At 57.7% G+C, this 20,064-nt stretch carries 18 protein-coding genes; 16 read left to right on the top strand and 2 right to left on the bottom strand.

Features of this window, described 5'->3' with window-relative positions; translation table 11 throughout:
• Positions 1-98: 98 nt before the first annotated feature.
• A complete protein-coding gene (locus AO065_RS05840; protein ID WP_004880844.1) occupies positions 99-764 on the top strand; it encodes a hypothetical protein in 666 nt (221 codons plus the stop codon).
• Positions 765-1,187: 423 nt separating this feature from the next.
• Entirely contained in the window at positions 1,188-1,715 is a 528-nt protein-coding gene (locus tag AO065_RS05835) for a hypothetical protein (RefSeq protein ID WP_004880843.1), read from the top strand.
• Between the two features lie 67 nt (positions 1,716-1,782).
• Here the strand turns inward: AO065_RS05835 and AO065_RS05830 are convergent, their stop codons facing one another.
• The gene (locus tag AO065_RS05830) at positions 1,783-3,651 is read right to left on the bottom strand and encodes an autotransporter outer membrane beta-barrel domain-containing protein (RefSeq protein WP_004880841.1); all 1,869 of its coding nucleotides are present in this window, start codon (positions 3,649-3,651) and stop codon (positions 1,783-1,785) included.
• Positions 3,652-4,284: 633 nt separating this feature from the next.
• On the opposite strand from AO065_RS05830, the gene AO065_RS05825 reads away from it, so the two are divergent.
• The 3 genes from AO065_RS05825 (at position 4,285) to AO065_RS05815 (ending at position 9,665) form a co-directional block, all read left to right on the top strand.
• A complete protein-coding gene (locus tag AO065_RS05825) occupies positions 4,285-6,117 on the top strand; it encodes a hypothetical protein (RefSeq protein WP_004880838.1) in 1,833 nt (610 codons plus the stop codon).
• Between the two features lie 40 nt (positions 6,118-6,157).
• Entirely contained in the window at positions 6,158-9,103 is a 2,946-nt protein-coding gene (locus AO065_RS05820) for an Ig-like domain-containing protein (RefSeq protein WP_004880837.1), read from the top strand.
• Between the two features lie 103 nt (positions 9,104-9,206).
• Complete coding sequence (locus AO065_RS05815; protein WP_004880834.1) at positions 9,207-9,665, top strand: hypothetical protein; 459 nt, start codon at positions 9,207-9,209, stop codon at positions 9,663-9,665.
• Position 9,666: 1 nt separating this feature from the next.
• Here the strand turns inward: AO065_RS05815 and AO065_RS05810 are convergent, their stop codons facing one another.
• Entirely contained in the window at positions 9,667-10,347 is a 681-nt protein-coding gene (locus AO065_RS05810) for an alpha/beta family hydrolase (protein ID WP_004880832.1), read from the bottom strand.
• Between the two features lie 276 nt (positions 10,348-10,623).
• Between AO065_RS05810 and ccoN the strand changes: the two genes are divergently transcribed.
• The 11 genes from ccoN (at position 10,624) to AO065_RS05755 (ending at position 20,013) form a co-directional block, all read left to right on the top strand.
• Entirely contained in the window at positions 10,624-12,066 is a 1,443-nt protein-coding gene (gene ccoN / locus AO065_RS05805) for a cytochrome-c oxidase, cbb3-type subunit I (protein WP_004880830.1), read from the top strand.
• Entirely contained in the window at positions 12,066-12,674 is a 609-nt protein-coding gene (ccoO, locus tag AO065_RS05800) for a cytochrome-c oxidase, cbb3-type subunit II (RefSeq protein ID WP_004880829.1), read from the top strand. Before ccoN ends, ccoO begins: the two co-directional genes overlap by 1 nt.
• 5 nt (positions 12,675-12,679) lie before the next feature.
• The gene (locus AO065_RS05795) at positions 12,680-12,871 is read left to right on the top strand and encodes a CcoQ/FixQ family Cbb3-type cytochrome c oxidase assembly chaperone (protein ID WP_004880827.1); all 192 of its coding nucleotides are present in this window, start codon (positions 12,680-12,682) and stop codon (positions 12,869-12,871) included.
• Positions 12,868-13,845, top strand: a complete 978-nt coding sequence (ccoP, locus tag AO065_RS05790) for a cytochrome-c oxidase, cbb3-type subunit III (RefSeq protein WP_004880825.1) — start codon at positions 12,868-12,870, stop codon at positions 13,843-13,845. Before AO065_RS05795 ends, ccoP begins: the two co-directional genes overlap by 4 nt.
• A gap of 136 nt (positions 13,846-13,981) precedes the next feature.
• Positions 13,982-14,227: a type II toxin-antitoxin system Phd/YefM family antitoxin gene (locus AO065_RS05785; protein WP_004880823.1), complete on the top strand. Its 246-nt coding sequence runs from the start codon at positions 13,982-13,984 to the stop codon at positions 14,225-14,227.
• A complete protein-coding gene (locus tag AO065_RS05780) occupies positions 14,227-14,679 on the top strand; it encodes a type II toxin-antitoxin system VapC family toxin (protein ID WP_004880822.1) in 453 nt (150 codons plus the stop codon). Before AO065_RS05785 ends, AO065_RS05780 begins: the two co-directional genes overlap by 1 nt.
• 24 nt (positions 14,680-14,703) lie before the next feature.
• The gene (gene ccoG / locus AO065_RS05775) at positions 14,704-16,119 is read left to right on the top strand and encodes a cytochrome c oxidase accessory protein CcoG (RefSeq protein WP_004880820.1); all 1,416 of its coding nucleotides are present in this window, start codon (positions 14,704-14,706) and stop codon (positions 16,117-16,119) included.
• Positions 16,120-16,129: 10 nt separating this feature from the next.
• Positions 16,130-16,669, top strand: coding sequence for a FixH family protein (locus AO065_RS05770; RefSeq protein WP_004880819.1), 540 nt, complete (start codon positions 16,130-16,132; stop codon positions 16,667-16,669).
• A 1-nt stretch (position 16,670) separates the two neighbouring features.
• Positions 16,671-19,124: a heavy metal translocating P-type ATPase gene (locus AO065_RS05765; RefSeq protein ID WP_004880818.1), complete on the top strand. Its 2,454-nt coding sequence runs from the start codon at positions 16,671-16,673 to the stop codon at positions 19,122-19,124.
• Complete coding sequence (ccoS, locus tag AO065_RS05760) at positions 19,103-19,321, top strand: cbb3-type cytochrome oxidase assembly protein CcoS (RefSeq protein ID WP_004880816.1); 219 nt, start codon at positions 19,103-19,105, stop codon at positions 19,319-19,321. Before AO065_RS05765 ends, ccoS begins: the two co-directional genes overlap by 22 nt.
• 8 nt (positions 19,322-19,329) lie before the next feature.
• Positions 19,330-20,013 carry a sulfite exporter TauE/SafE family protein gene (locus tag AO065_RS05755; RefSeq protein ID WP_004880813.1) on the top strand — a complete coding sequence of 228 codons (684 nt, stop codon included), beginning with the start codon at positions 19,330-19,332 and terminating at the stop codon, positions 20,011-20,013.
• Positions 20,014-20,064 lie beyond the last annotated feature (51 nt).

Raw genomic sequence — 20,064 nt, 5'->3', positions numbered from 1 at the left:
TAAATGATCATTGAACGTCGTTACCACGAATCTGAAAACCTCGTGCGATATCGCTCTTCAAGATCAGCATAATCAACCACGATTAAACGGAGAAACACATGAACTTAAATAACAGGAGCTATGAATTTTCAGCCCCCATAATCCCTGCCGCCAGCCCGATTGACGGGCTGATCACCACGGCAAGTCTGAATCAACCGCTCGCCGTTGAAATAGTATTATGGGACGGCGTACGCGCTGGTTACAGCATCCAACTGAAGCTTAATGATTTCAACGTCGGCGAAGTCAAAGTCGTGTCGAACATAAACGAGCCTGGCGATACATTGCTCATGCATCTTGAGGAGCAATACTTAATGAAGTCGGGCCTTTATCACGTAGGGTTTGAAGTAACGAATCATATCAATCAAGTCAGCGAAGACTCACCCATCACTCCGCTGGTCGTTGACCGCACCGCCCCCGGCGCAACCCTTCTCGCCCCGATCATATTCCCGCAAGTCAACTTCGGTGACGTCCTGAAAGGCGCGATCCCTGGCTACGCGGACATGCAGTCCGGTGACCGGATTCAGACCCTGTGCAACGGCATCGAAGGACCGGTTCACGTGGTCACACCGCAAGACCTGACCGACCGGCCTGTGCAAATCGGCTTTGAGCGTGAATTTCTGACGAACCTGGACAGCGAGCACATCACGTTCAGCTATCAGGTAGTCGACCGGGCAGGTAATGTTTCGATCATGGCGCAACTCGTCGAGTTGTCCATGCAGCGTTAAGCCTTACAAAGACACTCATATGAATACTTGAAAAACCATCGTTCACGCGAACGCGTGAACGATTTCGGTAATAATGTTGAACGAAATATCCTACATAGGAGTGGGATAAGGATGATTGCAGAATCTTTTTCTAATTTTCAGAAATTACTGTAGTAAGCGTCCTACGCTACTCGTGAAAAATTGATCGCACCGAAAGATCCGAATTCAAGCCTGACCCCTTAAACACGGGACCAGCAGTCATAAATAAACATCTTAAACAGACACAACCTGTAACACCATAATCAAATACCCATTGCACATCTCGCCAATGGCGAGTGACTTGATATTGAACGCAGATTGCCTTGTAATATTTTCCGCAACGAAAAACCACCGTTGCGAACACAACACCTCATAACGACTAAATATATCAGGCAAGGGAACGCGATGAGCGAAGATGATTCGAAAACACCAACCCCGGATGAACGACCGAAAGAAGACGCAGCAAACGTGGTCGAAGAACCCGCTGCTGCCTATGCAGAGAGTAAGCCTGCGGTTGCAGCGATACCGCCATCTGATATTTCAGACACCTTGAAACCGCCTCAACTGCCCCATGTCAATCCTGACGCCATCACTCAGGAGCAGGTTTTTGCGGGCATCGTTATTCACATACCCGGTTCCGTAAAACTGTGCGAAGGCGACGTGATCATCTTTTATTGGGGCAGGAACGCATCCCAGACACAGGTCTATCACCGTGTCGGAGCGAACAGCATCGTGCGAGAGATGTGCCTGTCCTACCACTTCATGGCCGAGCCGCAGTACGGGCTTGTCGATCTCTATTATGAAATCCATCGGGATACACACCTGATCGGCACGTCACCTGCCTTGAAAGTGACCGTCAACTATTCGCCTCCGCTGACGCCCAAACAACGACAACGAAAGCGCTGGATCAGCCGCCGCTTCCCCGATAACTGACTGAAAAGCCCCCGGTGAGCGATCACCGGGGGCCTTGGACTGGATGAAACCTGCTGCGCTCTAAGCGTTAAAACGCCAGGCTCAGCCCCACATTGGCTCCCCAGGGTTGCTCGACATGCCTGCCTTTCATGTAATCGAAGTCCGCATGCACCTGCAGGCGCTCGGACAGCGATACCGACACACCGGCACCCAGTTCTGCCCTCGAGCCGAACAGGCTGTTGTCGAACTTCGCGTCATTGACGCTCACGTCGTTGCTGCGCGAGAACTCCTGTGCCAACGCGACACGCACATAGGGCTGAAGCACGCCGCCGTCCTTGAGCGCGATGGTACGACCCGCAGAGGTGCCGACCTTGCCCAGCAGCGAGTGGGTACGGTCGTTCTTTGCCTTCAAACCGTTGTCCATGCGGTAGTCCTTCCCTTCAACGACAACGCTGGACAACTGAGCGAACGGTTCCAGAAAGTAGTCGTCCTCCAGCTTGATGTGGCGACCGAACTCTACCCAACCACCCACTGCGGTGTTGCTGTAATCACCCTTGGCCTGGCTGGAATCGCTCATCGCCACCTTGGCCTTGTTGCGGAAGCGGTTGAGCTTGAGCACGCCATCCATGTAGTAGCCATCGTCCGCCAGCCAGGTGCCGTAAGCGCCCGCATAGTAGCTGTCGATCTTGCCCGACGTGCCACGACTCAGGTCCAGATCGGACTTGCTGTAACCGCCCAGCACACCGAACAGCAACTGACCGTTGCTGACCTCGACCGGCGCATCAGCGCCGAGCGAAAGTCCGCTGATCTGCTGGCGATAGTCCACGCCGTCGCCGGTCGTAGCGTTGAGGCGACTGCCATAGGCGCGCATCCAGCTACCGCCCTGACCCGTGCCACGAATCTCTCCCATGCGCGTTCGCAGCGTCGAAAGCTCACCCATCCACACCGTTGGCGCGGCATTGAACAACGCCAATGCACTTTGAGTGGACGGACTGATCACCTTATCCTCGCCCACGATGAACCAGTCATTGCCTTGCTGCTTCAACTGATAGGAAAAAGCACCCAGGTCCACTCGGCCGCCGAGCAGACTGAACTGCGCGTCGCCGCCCTCGGTGTGGACCACTTTCAGCGGCTCCATGTCGGAAGAAACGACCTCCAATCCGGTATTACGCACCCGCAACCCGAACTGCCCGCTGGCCTGACCGTTGACATCTATCAGGTCGCCGACGCCTTGGTCCAGATCCAACCGCATCCCAAAACTGCCCTGCCCCGACAGCTCATTCAGCGACAAGGTATGAAATCCCTCTTTGGCAAAATTCACGCTACCGCCGTCCATGGAAAGCGATCTGATGGCGTTATCCCCCACCATCTGCCAGTTGCCACCGGACTTCACAGCCAGGGTGTTGCCATTGAAGATATCGCCGGTGAGGCTGGCACGGTTTTGCAGAGTGACGTTCAGGGTACTGGTGTCATCGGCGAAGAGATTGCCATAGAGGACGCTGTCGTCGACGTTCACGGTGGACGTACTGTTGATGACGCTTTCAAGAAGATTTCCGTTACCCGATATCAGTACAGCGCGGTTCAGGATATCGATCTCCGCAAAATGCGGTATGCCCTCAAGCCCGTCCACTTTTATCGCTGCGCCATTGACACCTTCAACGGTAGAGCTGTCGACCGTCAGCCGGCCACGATCAAAACGGGTTCCGTTTTGTTCGATCCGGGAATCGGTAATCCAGATACCGTTATTGAGGCCTTTTATGTAGCTTTGACGCGAGACATTGGCTTGCGAACCGAAAACACCCACGCCGATACCTATATAGTCATCGAAGGTTTTCACTGCTGTGGCTCGGGTATTTTCGATGTCCATTGATGAGCCGTTCGCTATGCTGACCGCCATGCCCAGCGACTCTACTTCGCTGTTCTCCAGCTTTGCGTAAGAGCCTTTGTAAACAGTCATTGCAATTAAATCGTCATGTATCACCTTGGAGTCCTTTATGATCGTTCGAGCAGTTTCACCTGAATCAAGACGGCCCTGCACAAGCGTCCCTCCGGTCAAGTCAACCTGTCCCCCTCGCGCATTGATAACGTTGATCACCGCGCCATTTGAAACAAGATGCCCTCCCGGCTCCACTACGTAAGCACTCACTGGACTGTCAACATCAATATACATATATCGATCCACAGAAACAGAACCCGCCATCAAAGGCGAGGCCGTCAGGTAGAGCGTGAAGCCCACGCCTTTACTGATCGCTATCTTACTGCCAAAGAAACGGCTCATCACAATAGGTCACCTCATCATTCAAAAGAACCATTGTGCTTGCGTGTCGTCACTGCCCCTCTTATCTAAAACCGAAATCAAAGCCGTCCATATCCGAAAAATGCGTAGTCTGATTCTTACAGTCGCAAGAAAAGAATTTTATTTTATTAGAGCCTCTAAAAAAACATAAATCCATTATTGACAAGCCATCGCAATTGCTATTACGTGATTTTCAGATGTTAAGCATCTTCTGCACAATACCCTGTCTTTTTAGCACCCACTGCACCAAGTGCTTTTAAAGCCATGGCATCAATAATCAATATGGAAATAATCATGCGTAACCGTAAAGATTTGCACACCCGCCGTCCCAAGCAAGAACTTTCACTCGTGCCTCCCTTCGTGTCAGTGGCGGACGAAACAGACGGGCTGATCAAGACGATCGACCTGGAACGCGATGTAGTTGTCGAATTTCCTGTTTGGGAAGGTGCCCGCCCAAAAGACCTGTATCAGTTAGAGCTGAATGACAACGCTATCGGCAGTGCAGTCAGACTTGAGCCACTGCCTCCGGAAGGCACTCTCTTGCGAATGAATATACAAGTGGCAAACGAACTAAAGTCTGATGGAGACTACACGCTTACCTATCGAGTCACAGGCTATCCAAGCGGATCCCCACAATCTTCGTCTCCAAGAAACATCGTCGTTGATCGCACGCCACCGGGCACCCATCAACTGGGCTACATGGATTTTCCGGACATCGCAAAAGACGGCTTGACGCTTGAAGAACTGAGCGCCATGGGTGATGTGCTGACGGGCAGCATCTTTGGCTACTCAGGGCTCAAGCAGGGCGACACCATCAACACCTACTGGGGCGATGTACCAGGCCCGACACTGGAGCTGAGTGGTGCCGAGGATGAAAATGAAGCAATTGAAATCGCATTCACAAAGGACTTCCTGACCCGTCTTGAAAGCCCTGCCGGTGCTACCTACTACACCGTCACAGACCGTGCAGGCAATGTATCTGCCGAATCGAAAAAGATCACGATCCCTCTGCTTCTGATAGAAGTGACACCTGACTTGCCGGCCCCGGTCATTGACGGATACGACGGCCTTATCGATAACGCTGATGCTCTGGCCAGCGTCGAAGTCAAGATTCCTGGCTCCGCCATCATCGAAGGAGGAGATGAAATTGCTCTCTACTGGGGCTCGGAAAGACTCGGGCCAGTGCCTGTGGAAGCAGAGGATGTTAGCGAACCCTTTATTCTTATCTTCGATGTTCAGTACGCGACGATAGACCTGGCACAGAATGGTCTGCGGGAGCTCAGGTATGACGTAATCAGAAATGGCCAGATCATCGGCACGTCTGAAAGACTTGAAATCAATGTCAATATTGAACTCCCTGTTCCGGGTGCATTGGACAAACTCACCGTCAAAGGCGGCAGCGGCAGCCCAAGCAACGAAGACAATCTTATTGATGAGAATGATTTCGAACTCGACGCCACGCTTTTAATCAATTGGAACACGCTTTTCAAGGCCTCACAAATCGTCACTGTTTTTTGGGGCGGACAAGAAGTTCTCGAACAACCCTACACCATTACCAATAGCGACATTGCAGCAAGTCGACCGCTCTTACTCAACGCATTGAACAGCAAGTTCAAGCCGGTCGGTACAGGCAATGACATCCGCGTTTATTACACCATTACACAGACAGGAAACCCCAACATGACGACGTCCCCAGAGCAAGGCATTATCGTACGGTCCAAAGATGAACTTCCAGGCGGACCGAGTGGCCCCGATGCACCTCATTTCAATTCGCTCAACGAAAACGGAGCGATCAATCGCGAGAACGGCGAACACGGCGCGTTCATTTTCATCAAGCCTTACACCAATATTCAAGAAGGACAAATCATTGACTTCACCTACGAGGCTTACGACGACCTTGTCGGTGGCACCAAGAAATTTGAATGGACGCACACTTCCCCGGCACTCACTCAAAATGAAGTCAATAACGGCTATACGGTGGTCGTTCCACGCTCAACGCTAGAGCAGCACTGCTATGGGCATACCGAAGTTTCCTTTCAGGTTCGAAGTGATCGCGGCCAAGGTAATTCCAAACGTGCCACTGCCTATGTGGATATGCGTTTAGGCGGTCTGTGCGGCATTCGATAAGCGTCGGTGCTATCTACAAAAAAGTTAATAAGGATATTGTATGAAATCAGCATTGGCACTGAGCATTCTGCCTGCCCCCTTGCCCCTCAGTTATAACCAGCAGGGTATCGGTGACGTGGACGTAGCCGACCCGTCGAAACCATTGGAAGTACTCGTCGGCCCCATCACTTTGAAACAACGTGATCGCCTGGAATTGTTCTGGGGCGCAAATGATGAGGTTATCGACACCTACACCCATTCCTCAGATTATCCTGATACCAATGGCACCTTTTCACTGTATGTGGACACTCGCTGGATCAAATCGGGAATAACCGATGTGCGGTATGCCTATCTACCGTTCCCTTCGAATGCACCGGAACACTCCCCCATCCAAAAGGTGATCGTAAAACTGGACCTGCCCGGCGGCCGTGACCCCGATCCCGCTACGCCGTACGAAAACGAAAAGCTACAACTTCCAGCGATCAGTCCGGCGGGCATCATCACTTCGCCGGCGAACGTATCGGTCACCGTTCAGCCGTACGAGAATATGACGGTAGGCGATGTGATTGCCGTCTACTGGCACGGCGTTGAAGTTGAATGCCCACCCTTGACCGACGCTCAGCTCGGCAAACCGGTTGTCGTCGACATAGGTGAAGAAGTCATTATTGAAGCAGGCGACTCTGAAAACATCGTCGTGCGCTACGAGATTCGGGATGTCGTCAACAACTGGTCGCGCTTCTCGCTGCCGACCTACACAGAGGTAGAAATCGGCCTCTCCAGCCTGCCTGCCCCAATTGCTCCGCAAGCTCCCAACATGGAGCTGGATCTGGACAAACTGGGCGGCGGTGATGTGCAGGCACTGGTGCTTTCCAACGCGAACATCGTCATTGGCGACACCATTGAGTTCATCGTGGAGCGCAGTACTGCAGAAGGCATTGCTCTGGAACCGTATTCCGCTTCCAAAGTGGTGCAGGTACCTGGCAGTTTTGTCGAGTTCCTGATTGCCAACGACCAGTTTCAGCCCATCGCACAGGGCCGTGCCCGCCTCAAGTACAACGTCACCAAGGCATCGGGTGATGTGCTGCGCTCCAAAAGCCTGCCTCTGACGATCCTCGGCGAAGCTCAACAGCTTGAGCCGCCGCGTGTCCCTGCGGCAGTCAATGGATTGCTTGACCCCAAGCAGCGCAACGTCATCGCCGAAGTGCCACCCTATCACTTCATGGCGGACGGTAACGACGTCACGCTCGTGCTGATGGGGCGCACGCCAGGTGGCGAAACCGTAATGCATGACGAAGTCAAAAATCTCAATCAGGATGATGTCGACAAAACGCTAGAATTCCTGATCCCGGACGACAAGGTCAGTGCATTGGCCGGTGGTTCGCTGGAGGTCTACTACACCGTCAAGACCTACACAAAAGCGTTCTTCAAATCGCCTGTGCTGCAACTGTTGGTAGACATCGATAACACCACACCATTGCCAGCACCTGTTGCGGACAAGGTCGACGCCGACGGGTTTCTCGATCCGGCCGATATTGTGCTTGAAGCGTTGCTGCGTGTAATGCCCTATCAGGGAATGGCAGAAGGCGACAAAGTCACCGCGCACTGGGACTCGAGTGCTATCGGCGGGACGTACAGCACCTATACCGTGATCAATAGCGGCATGATCAATCGCGAGGCTGTCTTCCGGGTTCCCAAACGCTACGTGGACGCCAGCATCGGCAGAACGGTAGAGGCATGGTACGAAGTGCAGCGAGGTACCAGGATCGCCCTGTCGGAAAAGCTGTTGATCAACGTTCGAGAGATGATCGTCCCTGCGACGCCCACCCCCACCGTAAAACAAGCCAACGGCGACACCCTCGACCCAACCAACGCCCCGAATGGTGCAACCGTTGTCATCGACGCCAGCGCAAGCTTCAAGGCCGGTGATCGAGTCACGGTTCAGTGGAAAGGTCCGAAAGGCAGCGACACGAAGGAAAAGACCCTCATCGACAGCGAGGCTGGTCAGCCGCTGGAAACCGTGTTTGCCCCTGCGCTGGTGGTCGCCAATGCCGGGCAGAACGTTGAAGTGGTTTATACCGTCAACCGCGCCAATGGATTGGTGCAGACGTCGGAGACTCTGACCTTGAAGGTTCTCGCTGGCCTGACGAAGCTCCCGGCACCGAGCATGGAGACGGTCGGTCACGATGGTGTGGTCAAGCCGTCGTTGATTCCTGAATCCGGGGCAACGGTGCGAGTGAGTTATCCGGGCATGAGCGGCGAGGACAGTGTGGTGCTCAACTGGCGCGGTCTTTCCAGTCATGACACGTCGGCCAAACCTGCGACGGGTAATGAACTGCTCTTCAACGTACCCAAGGCATGGATCATCGCTTCGCAAGGTAACTCTGTCAGTGTCACCTATACCGTGACACGTGACAGCGTTTCCAAGGGTTCAGTCCCATTGTGGCTCACGGTGGAAAAGGAGCTGGTGTTCGATACCTCGCCCGTCACGCTGGCGGGCAAGGTTTATCTGATTCCGAGCGTGCCGGATCTGCTGCCTTCGCTTCCGGCTGGCACCAGCGTCAGGCGACAGGCTTCGGGTGGACAGGCACCTTACCGTTACACATCGAGCAACCCGCTGGTGGCAAAAGTGGACGGTAATGGTCTGACCACCGTGCGCGGCAACGGCACGGCAACCATTTCGGTCACCGATGCGTCAGGGGCCAGCAAGCGTTATCAAGTGACCGTCACCAAGGTCATTCATTGCCTGGGGCTGGGCAGCGGCAGTCTGTCGCAGATGAGCAGCGCAGCCTCGGCCAAGGGCGGCAGAATTCCGTCGATCAACGAGTTGAAGGAAATCTACGCCACCTACGGCAACCGCTGGCCGCTAGGCAAAGGCAACTACTGGTCGTCGACCGTCGCGGCGGTAAACCTTGTGGGCTGGAAATGGTACTACGTGAAAAATCTGGTCACAGGCGCAGACTTCAAATTGCTGCACCACAATGCCAGTCTTGGCGTCGCCATTCGCTAAGCGATTGCTGAAGCGTTAGCCAGGGCGTTACGTGAATAACGTAACGCCCTCTTTTCATGTATGCACATCAGGCGTACAGCCCTCCCGCTTCAAGAGCCCGACCATGCGCCACACTGCCACGCCCACTCGCCGCTTTGTCCGCCCACCTTCCAGCGAAGGCACTTTCGACGCCCGCGTCAACCAGAAGCCTTTCGTCCTGACCTCGCTGCTGGGGCGACTGACGCAGCGCCCGGAACTGTCCCACGCGCCTGATCACTGGATCTGGAAAGTGATTGCCGACGGCAAGGTCGGCAACAAGCGCACCAGCATCGGACTGTTCTTCGATCATGACCTGCGTCCGGGAACGCACAACCTGATCGGTCACGACCGAATCAAGGTCATCTATAACGAAACGCCCCATTGGCAGAGCGTGATCTACCACTCGGGGCATTTTCAGGCAGGTGTACTGAAACTGATCGAAGCCAATCCGCGCACGATGCGTTTGAGAGGCGAATTCAGTTTCAGCATGTCGGCCGTGGCATTCGAGGTCACCGAAGGTGCCTTCGAGGTGCTGTGCAAATGACTCATTCGCGAAGAAATACTGCAATGTTCTCTGCCGAATCCATCAGGCATTGATCATGAGTGACGCCTGCAGCCTTCAACGGCTTGAGGTCATGATTGGCCGTCGGCAGCCAGTGCAGGCGTATCGTGCCTGACAGCACGTATTGCTCGACCGCCTCGCGATTACCCAGCGCATCACGCTCGCCCTGCACGATCAGCGCCCGCGTACGAAGATCAGCCAGGTGTGCAGTTCGCGGTTTTTCCGGCTTGCCCACCGCATAGAAGGGATAGCCCAGACACACCAGCGCATCGACGCTCAATTCGTCGGCAATCAGGCTCGCCATCCTGCCCCCCATGGATTTGCCCCCAATCGCCAGCCGTCCCGTGACACAGGGTCGCAGCTGTGCATAAACCTCACGCCAACAGTCGAGCAGTTGGCCTTGCTGATTGGGCGGACGCTTGCTCCCACCCTGACGTCGCTGGGCCATATACGGGAACTCGAAGCGCATGACATCCACACCTTGTCTGCCAAGAAACCCCGCGATGTTGTTCATGAAATCGCTGTCCATTGGCGCACCGGCACCATGCGCCAGCAACAGCGTGACAGGCTCCTGCCCGGCACCACGCTGACCTGCCGTCCATAGCCAGCCGTTATCCTGCGCCAGACGCATGCACTGATGTTCGACCTGTGTCCCGGTACTCATGGATGCTTCTCTTCTATAGGGATAGCGGTAAAAAAACGGACTATACCCGTGACCGATCGGCAACCGCACCTCGATGCCACGCCAGATGAGTGCGTCGGCTTCCCACGTGTGCCTTTCAAAGTTAAGCTTGCCGACCAGAGACCTGTCGCAGACACCTTGTGCCAGAGCGCTTTGCCGGTCTCCTCTTGCCCCGCCTTTTCGGTCTGTTCCGGCGATGTCGCGCCTCGCCAGAGCCCGCTTATGCTTCGCAAAAATCTGAATTCTGGAAGTCTGTAAATGAGCGCAGCAATCAGCCCGACGGCTTACAACTACACCGTGGTTCGCCAGTTCGCCATCATGACCGTGGTCTGGGGCATTGTCGGCATGGCACTGGGTGTGTTCATTGCCTCGCAACTGGTCTGGCCCGAGCTGAACTTCGGTCTGGAGTGGACAACGTTCGGTCGCTTGCGTCCGCTGCACACCAATCTGGTGATCTTTGCCTTCGGCGGCTGTGCGCTGTTCGGCACGTCCTATTACGTGGTCCAGCGCACCTGCCAAACCCGGCTGATCTCAGACCGGCTTGCGGCCTTTACCTTCTGGGGCTGGCAGGCCGTTATCGTCAGCGCCATCGTCTCGCTGCCGATGGGCTACACCACCACCAAGGAATACGCAGAGCTCGAGTGGCCGATTGCAATCCTGCTGGCCATTGTGTGGATCGCCTATGGCGCGGTGTTCTTCGGCACTATCGTGCGGCGCAAGACCCGGCATATTTACGTCGCCAACTGGTTTTACGGCGCATTCATTGTGGTAACAGGCATGCTGCACGTGGTCAATCACATCGCCCTGCCGGTCAGCCTGTTCAAATCCTACTCGGCCTACGCGGGCGCTACCGATGCGATGATCCAATGGTGGTACGGGCACAATGCCGTGGGCTTTTTCCTGACCACAGGCTTTCTCGGGATGATGTACTACTTCGTGCCCAAGCAGGCCGAACGCCCGATCTACTCCTATCGTCTGTCCATCGTGCATTTCTGGGCATTGATCACGCTGTACATCTGGGCCGGCCCGCACCACCTGCATTACACCGCCCTGCCCGACTGGGCACAGTCGCTGGGCATGGTCATGTCGATCATCCTGCTGGCGCCGAGCTGGGGCGGCATGATCAACGGCATGATGACCCTGTCCGGGGCGTGGCATAAATTGCGCACCGACCCGATCCTGCGCTTTCTGGTGGTCTCGCTGGCGTTCTACGGCATGTCGACGTTCGAAGGGCCGATGATGGCGATCAAAACGGTCAACTCACTGTCGCACTACACCGACTGGACCATCGGCCATGTACATTCCGGCGCGCTGGGCTGGGTGGCAATGATCACCATCGGCGCGACCTACCACATGATCCCCAGGGTTTTCGGTCGGCAGCAGATGCACAGCGTCGGCCTGATCAACGCACATTTCTGGCTGGCAACCATCGGCACCGTGTTGTACATCACCTCGATGTGGGTCAACGGCATCACGCAAGGCCTGATGTGGCGCGCGATCAATACCGACGGCACGCTCACCTACTCCTTCGTTGAAGCCATGCAGGCCAGCCATCCCGGCTACGTGGTGCGGTTTATCGGCGGTGCGATTTTCACCAGTGGCATGTTGTTGATGGCGTGGAACGTATGGCGCACGGTGCGCGCTTCCAGCCCTGCAGAAGCAGAGGCAGCGGCCCGTATCACCGTCGTGGGGGCGCACTGATGAAGCATGAAGTGCTGGAAAAGAACATCGGTCTGCTGGCCTTGTTCATGGTCATTGCTGTCAGCATCGGTGGCCTGACGCAGATCGTGCCGCTGTTCTTTCAGGACGTGACCAATCAACCCATCGAGGGTATGAAGCCGCGCACGGCGCTGGAGGTGGAAGGCCGCGACGTCTATATCGCCAACGGCTGTGTGGGTTGCCATTCGCAGATGATCCGTCCGTTCCGGGCTGAGACCGAGCGTTACGGGCATTATTCGGTCGCAGGCGAAAGCGTCTGGGATCACCCTTTCCTGTGGGGCTCGAAACGCACAGGGCCGGATCTGGCGAGAGTCGGCGGTCGCTACTCGGACGACTGGCACCGCGCGCACCTGTACAACCCGCGCGACGTGGTACCTGAATCGAAAATGCCTGCCTACCCGTTTCTGGTCGAAAAGGTACTCGACGGCAAGGACACCGCGAAAAAGCTCGAAGTGCTGCGCACGCTGGGCACGCCTTACACCGATGCCGATATCGCCGGTGCTGCGGCGGCCGTGCAAGGCAAGACCGAAATGGACGCGCTGGTCGCGTACCTGCAAGGCCTCGGCACCCTCATCAAGAGCAAACGGTGAACATGATGGACATCGGAATGATTCGAGGCCTTGGCACGCTGGTGGTGATGGTGGCGTTCATCGGCCTGACGCTGTGGGTGTTCAGCCCGAAGCGCAAGGCCGAGTTCGATGACGCAACGCTGCTGCCGTTCGCCGATGATCCTGAAGCCATCAGCAAGGTCACGCGGTCCACAACCTCCCGGAGCGATGCGCCATGAGTACGTTCTGGAGCCTGTATGTCTCGGTCCTTACGCTGGGCACGCTGGTCGCTCTGGTCTGGCTGTTGATGGCGACCCGCAAGGGAGAGCGCAAGGATCAGACCGACGAAACCATGGGTCACTCCTTTGACGGTATCGAGGAATACGACAACCCTCTGCCCAACTGGTGGTTCAAGCTGTTCATCGCCACCATCGTGTTTGCCGTGGGCTATCTGGTGCTGTATCCGGGCCTGGGCAACTGGCAAGGCCTGCTGCCTGGCTACACCTATCTGGACAAAGACAAACAGCTGCAATTTGCCGACGGTAAGCAAGGCTGGACTGGCGTTCACGAATGGGAAAAGGAAGTGGCGAGCGCCGAAGCCCAGTACGGCCCGCTGTTTGCGAAATACGCCGCCATGCCCATCGAGGAAGTCGCCAAAGATCAGAAAGCACTGGGCATGGGCGCGCGGCTGTTTGCGTCCAATTGCTCGGTCTGCCACGGTTCGGACGCCAAGGGGGCCTATGGTTTTCCGAACCTGACGGACGACAACTGGCGTTGGGGCGGCGACCCGCAATCGATCAAAACCTCGATCCTGAACGGCCGTCGTGCGGTCATGCCCGCTTGGGGCGAAGTACTGGGTGAGCAAGGCGTACGTGACGTTTCGGCGTACGTCATCACGCTCATGGACGGTCGAAACCTGCCCGAAGGCGCGAAGGCCGACCCGGTTGCCGGGCAGAAGATCTACGCAACCAGTTGCATCGCCTGCCACGGTGCCGAAGGCAAAGGTCTGGCGATTCTCGGTGCGCCGGATTTGACTCATCCAGCGGGCTTCATTTACGGATCGGGCTTTGCCCAGCTTCAACAGACGATCCGTTATGGCCGTCAGGGGCAGATGCCTGCGCAACAGGCGACTCAGGGTGATGACCGGGTGCATATTCTGGCGGCGTACGTGTACAGCCTGTCGCGTCGGGAAAAGCCGGCTCAAGCAGAGTGATCCAGCTGCATGACCACGCAGCGGCCCGTCCATAGACAATATCGCGGCTCATTCTGAAAAGATTCCAGACTTGTAGTTACATTTCTACATGGCTAGACTTCGTTTCTCTGCGCTAGCTGTTCCAAGGAGGTCGCCCATGACAACTACCCTCTCGAGCCGGGAATTCAATCAGGACACCAGCGGCGCCAAAAAGGCTGCCAAAGAAGGTCCGGTCATCATCACCGACCGGGGCCGCCCAGCCCATGTTCTGCTTTCAATCGAAGATTATCTGAAGCTGACAGGCAGCGCGGTCAGCATTGCCGACCTGCTCGCGATGCCTGTAGACATTGAATTCGAACCACAACGGGCTGCTATCACACCCCGTCCGGTGGACCTCTCCTGATGTTTCTGCTCGACACCAACGTCGTCTCCGAACTCAGAAAACGCAGCCCGGACGCCAACGTGCTCAGATGGTCCCGGTCACACATGGCGTCGAGCCTGTTCATTTCATCCATCACCCTTCTTGAGCTGGAAACAGGCGTCCTGCGTGTCGAACGACGTGATCCGATTCAGGGCGCAGCGCTCAGAACCTGGTTGGAACATCACGTTCTGAAAGCTTTCGCCGGGCGCATTCTGGCGGTCGACACTGCCGTTGCCAAACGGTGCGCACACCTTCATATTCCCGACCCACGTAACGAATGCGATGCCTTGATTGCAGCCACCGCACTGGTTCACGGCATGACCGTGGTCACGCGCAACACGGCGGATTTCCAGCCCTGCAATGTCGCGCTGCTGAATCCGTGGATCAGCCAGTTGAACGAGGAGCCTGCAAGCGACTCGACGGCGGCCCGGTGAATACCCTCGCCGCAGGAACGCGCCATGAGTGAGCGGATCCCGCTACACAACATCACACCACCGACCGGGAGCGACGACGCGTTCGTCGACCTGTACGCCTCGCGGAAAAACATCTACACCCGTACGTTCAAGGGTGTCTATCGCAACCTGCGCATGACCACCGGCGTGGTGTTGCTGCTGATCTACTTCGGCGCGGTCTGGCTCAATCGCGAGGGTCATCAGGCCATCTGGTGGGACCTGCCTGAGCGCCGGTTCTACATTTTCGGCGCAACCTTCTGGCCACAGGATTTCATCCTGCTTTCAGGTCTGTTGATCGTCGCCGCGTTCGGCCTGTTCTTCGTGACGGTTTACGCAGGACGCGTGTGGTGCGGTTATACCTGCCCGCAAAGCGTCTGGACCTGGATCTTCATGTGGTGCGAAAAACTCACCGAAGGCGACCGCAACCAGCGCATCAGACTCGACAGCTCACCGATGTCCATCGGAAAACTGGCGCGCAAGCTGGCCAAACACAGTCTTTGGTTGTTGATCGGCGTCGCCACTGGCTTGACCTTCGTCGGCTATTTTTCACCAATCCGCCAACTGATCACGGACCTGTTCACCGGGCAGGCCGATGGCTGGGCGTATTTCTGGGTCGGGTTCTTCACGCTGGCGACCTACGTCAACGCGGGCTGGCTGCGCGAACAGGTGTGCATTTACATGTGCCCCTACGCGCGATTCCAGAGCGTGATGTTCGACAGGGATACCCTGATCGTGTCCTACGACCCGCAACGCGGTGAACCACGCGGGGCAAGGAAAAAAGAGGCTGATCATCAGGCGCAAGGTCTGGGTGATTGCATTGACTGCACGATGTGCGTGCAGGTCTGCCCGACCGGCATCGACATTCGCGACGGCTTGCAGGTCGAGTGTATCGGCTGCGCAGCCTGTATCGATGCCTGCGACACGGTCATGGACAGAATGGCCTACCCGCGCGGGCTGATCAGCTACACCACCGAGAACAGATTGTCAGGGCACACAACGCGTACACTGCGCCCGCGTCTGATCGGCTATGCGCTGGTGTTGCTGCTGATGATCGGGTTGCTGACCAGCGCCTTCCTGACCCGCTCTCTGGTCGGGCTGGATGTCAGCAAGGACCGCATGCTGTACCGGGAAAACGCTGAGGGGCGGATCGAAAACGTCTACAGCCTCAAGGTCATGAACAAGGATCAGGTCGCCCGTACCTATGCACTGGAAGCCCATGGGCTGCCTGATCTGAAATGGCAGGGACGTCGTGAAATAACGGTCGAAGCAGGCGAGATTCTCAGCACGCCAGTGCAACTGTCCAGCGCTGCCGAAGCCCTGCCGTCGAGCACGCAGGACATCACGTTCATCCTCAGGGATGTGCATGACGACGAGATTCGCCTCGAAACCAGAAGCCGGTTCATCGGCCCGTCCACCCGCTAAGAGCATCGCCATGCCCGCCGCAACCGCTGCAAGCCCCTGGTACAGGCACCTCTGGCCATGGATCATCATTGCCATGCTGGGTGGCTCGGTCGTGCTCAGCCTGACCATGGCGGGCATCGCCATCAATCACCCGGACAATCTGGTCACCGACAACTATTACGAAGCGGGCAAAGGCATCAATCGCTCGATCAATCGCGAGATACTCGCCCAGACCCTCAAACTGCGCGCCAGCCTTCATCTGGACGACGTGACGGGCGAAGCCGAACTGCACCTGAGTGGCAACAGCAATCCCGAAAGGCTGGAATTGAACCTGATCTCACCCACTCAGCCGGACAGGGATCGCCGTGTATTTCTGACCCGCAGCCCTTCGCAGGCCGGTCGCTATGTCGGGCAACTTCAGGACCGGGTCGAAGGCCGTCGCTTCGTCGAACTGCTGGGCAGCGAAGGCGGTCAGACCTGGCGTCTGTTCGAGGAGGAATGGCTGGGCCATGACCGCACACTGACGCTGGGCGACGAGCCGCTGCAGGCGGCTCAAGGCCGCAAGGACTGACGTGAACGCGCCCCTGCTCTGCTATCACTGCGCCCTCCCCGTTCCGGCAGGCAGCCGTTTCACTGCCGTCGTACTCGGAGAAACCCGTGAGCTGTGCTGCCCAGGATGTCAGGCAGTGGTCGAGGCCATTGTCGCGGGCGGCCTGGAACACTATTACGCCCATCGCAGCGAAACCTCCGCCAACCCGGAAAGCCTGCCAACACGTGTGCTTGATGAGTTGGCACTCTACGACCGCCCGGATGTGCAGGCGCCTTTCGTACGTCATGACGCCGACGTTTCGGAAACCACCCTGCTCATAGAGGGCATCAGTTGCGCGGCCTGTGGCTGGCTGATCGAGCAACGGCTCGGCAGGCTGCCGGGTGTGGTCGAGGCGCGACTGAACCTGTCGAACCATCGACTGCAGGTGCGCTGGATCAGCGATCAGGTTGCGTTCAGCCAGCTGTTGAACACGCTGCGCAACATCGGCTACGCCGCCCATCCCTGGCAGGCCGATCACGCTGCCGAACGGCTGGCAAGCGAGAACAGGCTTGCACTGCGGCAACTGGGCGTTGCCGGTCTGCTGTGGTTTCAGGCAATGATGGCAACCATGGCAACCTGGCCGGAATTCAATCTGGACCTCAGCCCGTCGATGCATACCATCCTGCGCTGGGTAGCGCTGTTTCTGACCACGCCCATCGTGCTCTACAGCTGCGCGCCGTTCTTTCGCGGCGCGTTACGCGATTTGCGCAGCCGCCATCTGACCATGGATGTGTCGGTGTCGCTGGCCATTGGCACGGCCTACGTCGCAGGGTTCTGGACCGCCATCAGCGGAACAGGAGAGCTGTACGTCGATGCCGTCGGCATGTTCGCGCTGTTTCTGCTGGCTGGACGCTATCTGGAACGCCGGGCGAGGGAACGCACGGCAGTGGCGACGGCACAGTTGGTCAACGTGTTACCTGCCTCATGCCTGCGCGTGAACCCGAGCGGCCGGACAGAACGCATTCTGCTCAACGAGCTGCGCATCGACGATCAGGTGCTGGTGCAGCCCGGCGCAGTGATTCCGGTGGATGGCAGGATTCTTGAAGGGCAGTCCAGTGTCGATGAGTCATTGTTGACCGGCGAATACCTGCCTCGCACGAGAATCGTCGGTGACGGCGTCACGGCGGGCACGCTCAATGTCGAGAGCGCCCTGAAGATCCAGGTGCTCGCGCTGGGTCATGACACGCAACTGTCCGCCATTGTTCGTCTGCTGGAGCGCGCCCAGGCCGACAAGCCACGGCTGGCAGGAATGGCGGATCGTGCCGCACAGACATTTCTGCTGATTTCACTGATTGCCGCTGCGGTGATCGGCATCGTCTGGTGGCAACTCGATTCATCCCGCGCCCTGTGGATCGTTTTGGCGATGCTGGTCGCCACCTGCCCCTGCGCCCTGTCACTGGCAACGCCCACCGCACTGACCGCTGCGACCGGCACGCTGCATAAACTCGGGCTGTTGGTGACACGCGGTCATGTGCTGGAAGGCCTGAACACAATCGACACCGTCATCTTCGACAAGACCGGCACCCTCACCGAGGGTCGCCTGACAGTGCGGGCTGTCCGTCCATTGGCAACGCTGGATGCAGACACGTGCCTGGCGTTGGCTGCCGCGCTGGAAAGCCGTTCCGAACACCCCATCGCCCGTGCCTTTGGCCGCGCACCGAAGGAAGCCGGGCAGGTCACGAATACGCCTGGACTCGGCCTGGAGGGCAGTGTGGATAATCGTCGCCTGCGCATCGGTCAGCCTGAGTTCGTCTGCGCGTTAAGCGATACCCGCGTCCTGCAGATGCCTGACGAAACCGGCCAATGGCTGCTGCTCGGCGACACCGACGGCCCGCTGGCGTGGTTCGGCCTTGATGACCGGCTGCGCGACGATGCCGTTGAACTGCTCCAGGCCTGCCAGGCTCGCGGCTGGAAAACCCTGCTGTTGTCGGGGGACAGTTCGCCGATGGTGCAGACAGTGGCAGCCACGCTGGGCATTGATGATGCGCGCGGCGGTCTGCGACCTGACGACAAGCTGGCCGTGCTGCAGCAATTGCAGGCGCAAGGACACACAGTGCTGATGATCGGCGACGGCGTGAATGATGTACCGGCCATGGCCGCAGCCACCATCAGCGTGGCGATGGGCGCGGCCACCGACCTGACCAGAACCGGGGCAGACGCGGTGCTGCTGTCCAACCGCTTGCACAGCCTGATCGATGCCTTTGATCTGGCGCGACGTACACGCCGGGTGATTGTCGAGAACCTGCTGTGGGCAGGCTTGTACAATGGCCTGATGCTGCCGTTCGCGGCGCTGGGCTGGATCACACCGGTCTGGGCTGCCATCGGTATGTCTGCAAGTTCATTGATCGTGGTGCTCAACGCCCTGCGCCTGACACGCATGCCGCCGTCTGCACCGCCATTCGTCCCGGAGGTTTCATGCCCGCGCTCTACATCATGATTCCCGCCGCGCTGGTGCTGGTGGCGGTCGCGATCTACATCTTTTTCTGGGCGGTGGACAGTGGTCAGTACGACGACATGGACGGTCCGGCCCACAGCATCCTGTTCGACGACCAGGACCCCGATCATCAGGCTGCGGCGCAACGCAGCACGCCCGATCCCGAAGCGTCTAACCGCGCCGGAAAACCTGATGCCTGACGCTCATCATGCTTGACCTCATCCCGCTGCTGTTTTCCGCGCTCGTGCTGGGGCTGCTGGGCGGCGGCCATTGCCTGGGCATGTGTGGCGGGCTGATGGGCGCATTGACGCTCGCCATTCCCCGAGAGCAGCGCGCACGCCGCATGCAGCTATTGATGGCCTACAACCTGGGCCGCATCGTCAGCTACGCGATTGCCGGTTTCTTCAGCGGAGTGGTCGGCTGGGCCGTGGCGAACAGCCCGGGCGCGACGACCCTGCGTGTCTCGGCAGCGCTTCTGCTGATCGCCATGGGCCTGTACCTCGCTGGCTGGTGGAGCGGCCTGACCCGCATCGAGCGCCTGGGCCGAGGCCTCTGGCGCTACCTGCAACCTTTCGCCACGCGCCTGCTGCCGATTTCAAGCATCCCCCGCGCCCTGTTGCTCGGCGCACTGTGGGGCTGGCTGCCCTGCGGACTGGTCTACAGCACCCTGCTCTGGGCTGCCAGTCAGGGCAATGCCATCGACAGCGCCTTGCTGATGCTGGCGTTCGGACTGGGTACCTGGCCCGTGCTGCTTGCCACCGGCCTGGCCGCCGAACGCACCACCGCACTGCTGCGCAGACGCAGCGTTCGCACGGCCGGTGGCATGCTGGTGATCCTGTTCGGACTCTGGACATTGCCGGGGCCTCATCAGCACTGGTTGATGGGGCATTGAGCGATCGAGTCTGCTCGCTGTCAGCCCGGTTGACCCACGTCAACACCCGAT

Origin of the sequence: Pseudomonas viridiflava (genome assembly GCF_001642795.1) — a bacterium.
Taxonomy (GTDB): domain Bacteria; phylum Pseudomonadota; class Gammaproteobacteria; order Pseudomonadales; family Pseudomonadaceae; genus Aquipseudomonas; species Aquipseudomonas viridiflava.
The sequence above is the reverse complement of the archived record's forward strand: the minus strand, read 5'-3'. Positions and strand labels throughout refer to the sequence as shown.

Excerpts from the sequence above, each read along its gene's own strand:
- ccoN (WP_004880830.1), top strand. The coding sequence starts at position 10,624 with ATGAGCGCAGCAATCAGCCCGACGGCTTACAACTACACCGTGGTTCGC.
- ccoG (WP_004880820.1), top strand. The coding sequence starts at position 14,704 with ATGAGTGAGCGGATCCCGCTACACAACATCACACCACCGACCGGGAGC.
- AO065_RS05810 (WP_004880832.1), bottom strand. The coding sequence starts at position 10,347 with ATGAGTACCGGGACACAGGTCGAACATCAGTGCATGCGTCTGGCGCAG.
- AO065_RS05815 (WP_004880834.1), top strand. The coding sequence starts at position 9,207 with ATGCGCCACACTGCCACGCCCACTCGCCGCTTTGTCCGCCCACCTTCC.
- AO065_RS05795 (WP_004880827.1), top strand. The coding sequence starts at position 12,680 with ATGGACATCGGAATGATTCGAGGCCTTGGCACGCTGGTGGTGATGGTG.
- ccoS (WP_004880816.1), top strand. The coding sequence starts at position 19,103 with ATGCCCGCGCTCTACATCATGATTCCCGCCGCGCTGGTGCTGGTGGCG.
- AO065_RS05785 (WP_004880823.1), top strand. The coding sequence starts at position 13,982 with ATGACAACTACCCTCTCGAGCCGGGAATTCAATCAGGACACCAGCGGC.
- AO065_RS05835 (WP_004880843.1), top strand. The coding sequence starts at position 1,188 with ATGAGCGAAGATGATTCGAAAACACCAACCCCGGATGAACGACCGAAA.
- AO065_RS05830 (WP_004880841.1), bottom strand. The coding sequence starts at position 3,651 with ATGACTGTTTACAAAGGCTCTTACGCAAAGCTGGAGAACAGCGAAGTA.
- AO065_RS05820 (WP_004880837.1), top strand. The coding sequence starts at position 6,158 with ATGAAATCAGCATTGGCACTGAGCATTCTGCCTGCCCCCTTGCCCCTC.
- AO065_RS05780 (WP_004880822.1), top strand. The coding sequence starts at position 14,227 with ATGTTTCTGCTCGACACCAACGTCGTCTCCGAACTCAGAAAACGCAGC.
- AO065_RS05770 (WP_004880819.1), top strand. The coding sequence starts at position 16,130 with ATGCCCGCCGCAACCGCTGCAAGCCCCTGGTACAGGCACCTCTGGCCA.
- ccoO (WP_004880829.1), top strand. The coding sequence starts at position 12,066 with ATGAAGCATGAAGTGCTGGAAAAGAACATCGGTCTGCTGGCCTTGTTC.
- AO065_RS05825 (WP_004880838.1), top strand. The coding sequence starts at position 4,285 with ATGCGTAACCGTAAAGATTTGCACACCCGCCGTCCCAAGCAAGAACTT.
- AO065_RS05840 (WP_004880844.1), top strand. The coding sequence starts at position 99 with ATGAACTTAAATAACAGGAGCTATGAATTTTCAGCCCCCATAATCCCT.
- AO065_RS05755 (WP_004880813.1), top strand. The coding sequence starts at position 19,330 with ATGCTTGACCTCATCCCGCTGCTGTTTTCCGCGCTCGTGCTGGGGCTG.
- ccoP (WP_004880825.1), top strand. The coding sequence starts at position 12,868 with ATGAGTACGTTCTGGAGCCTGTATGTCTCGGTCCTTACGCTGGGCACG.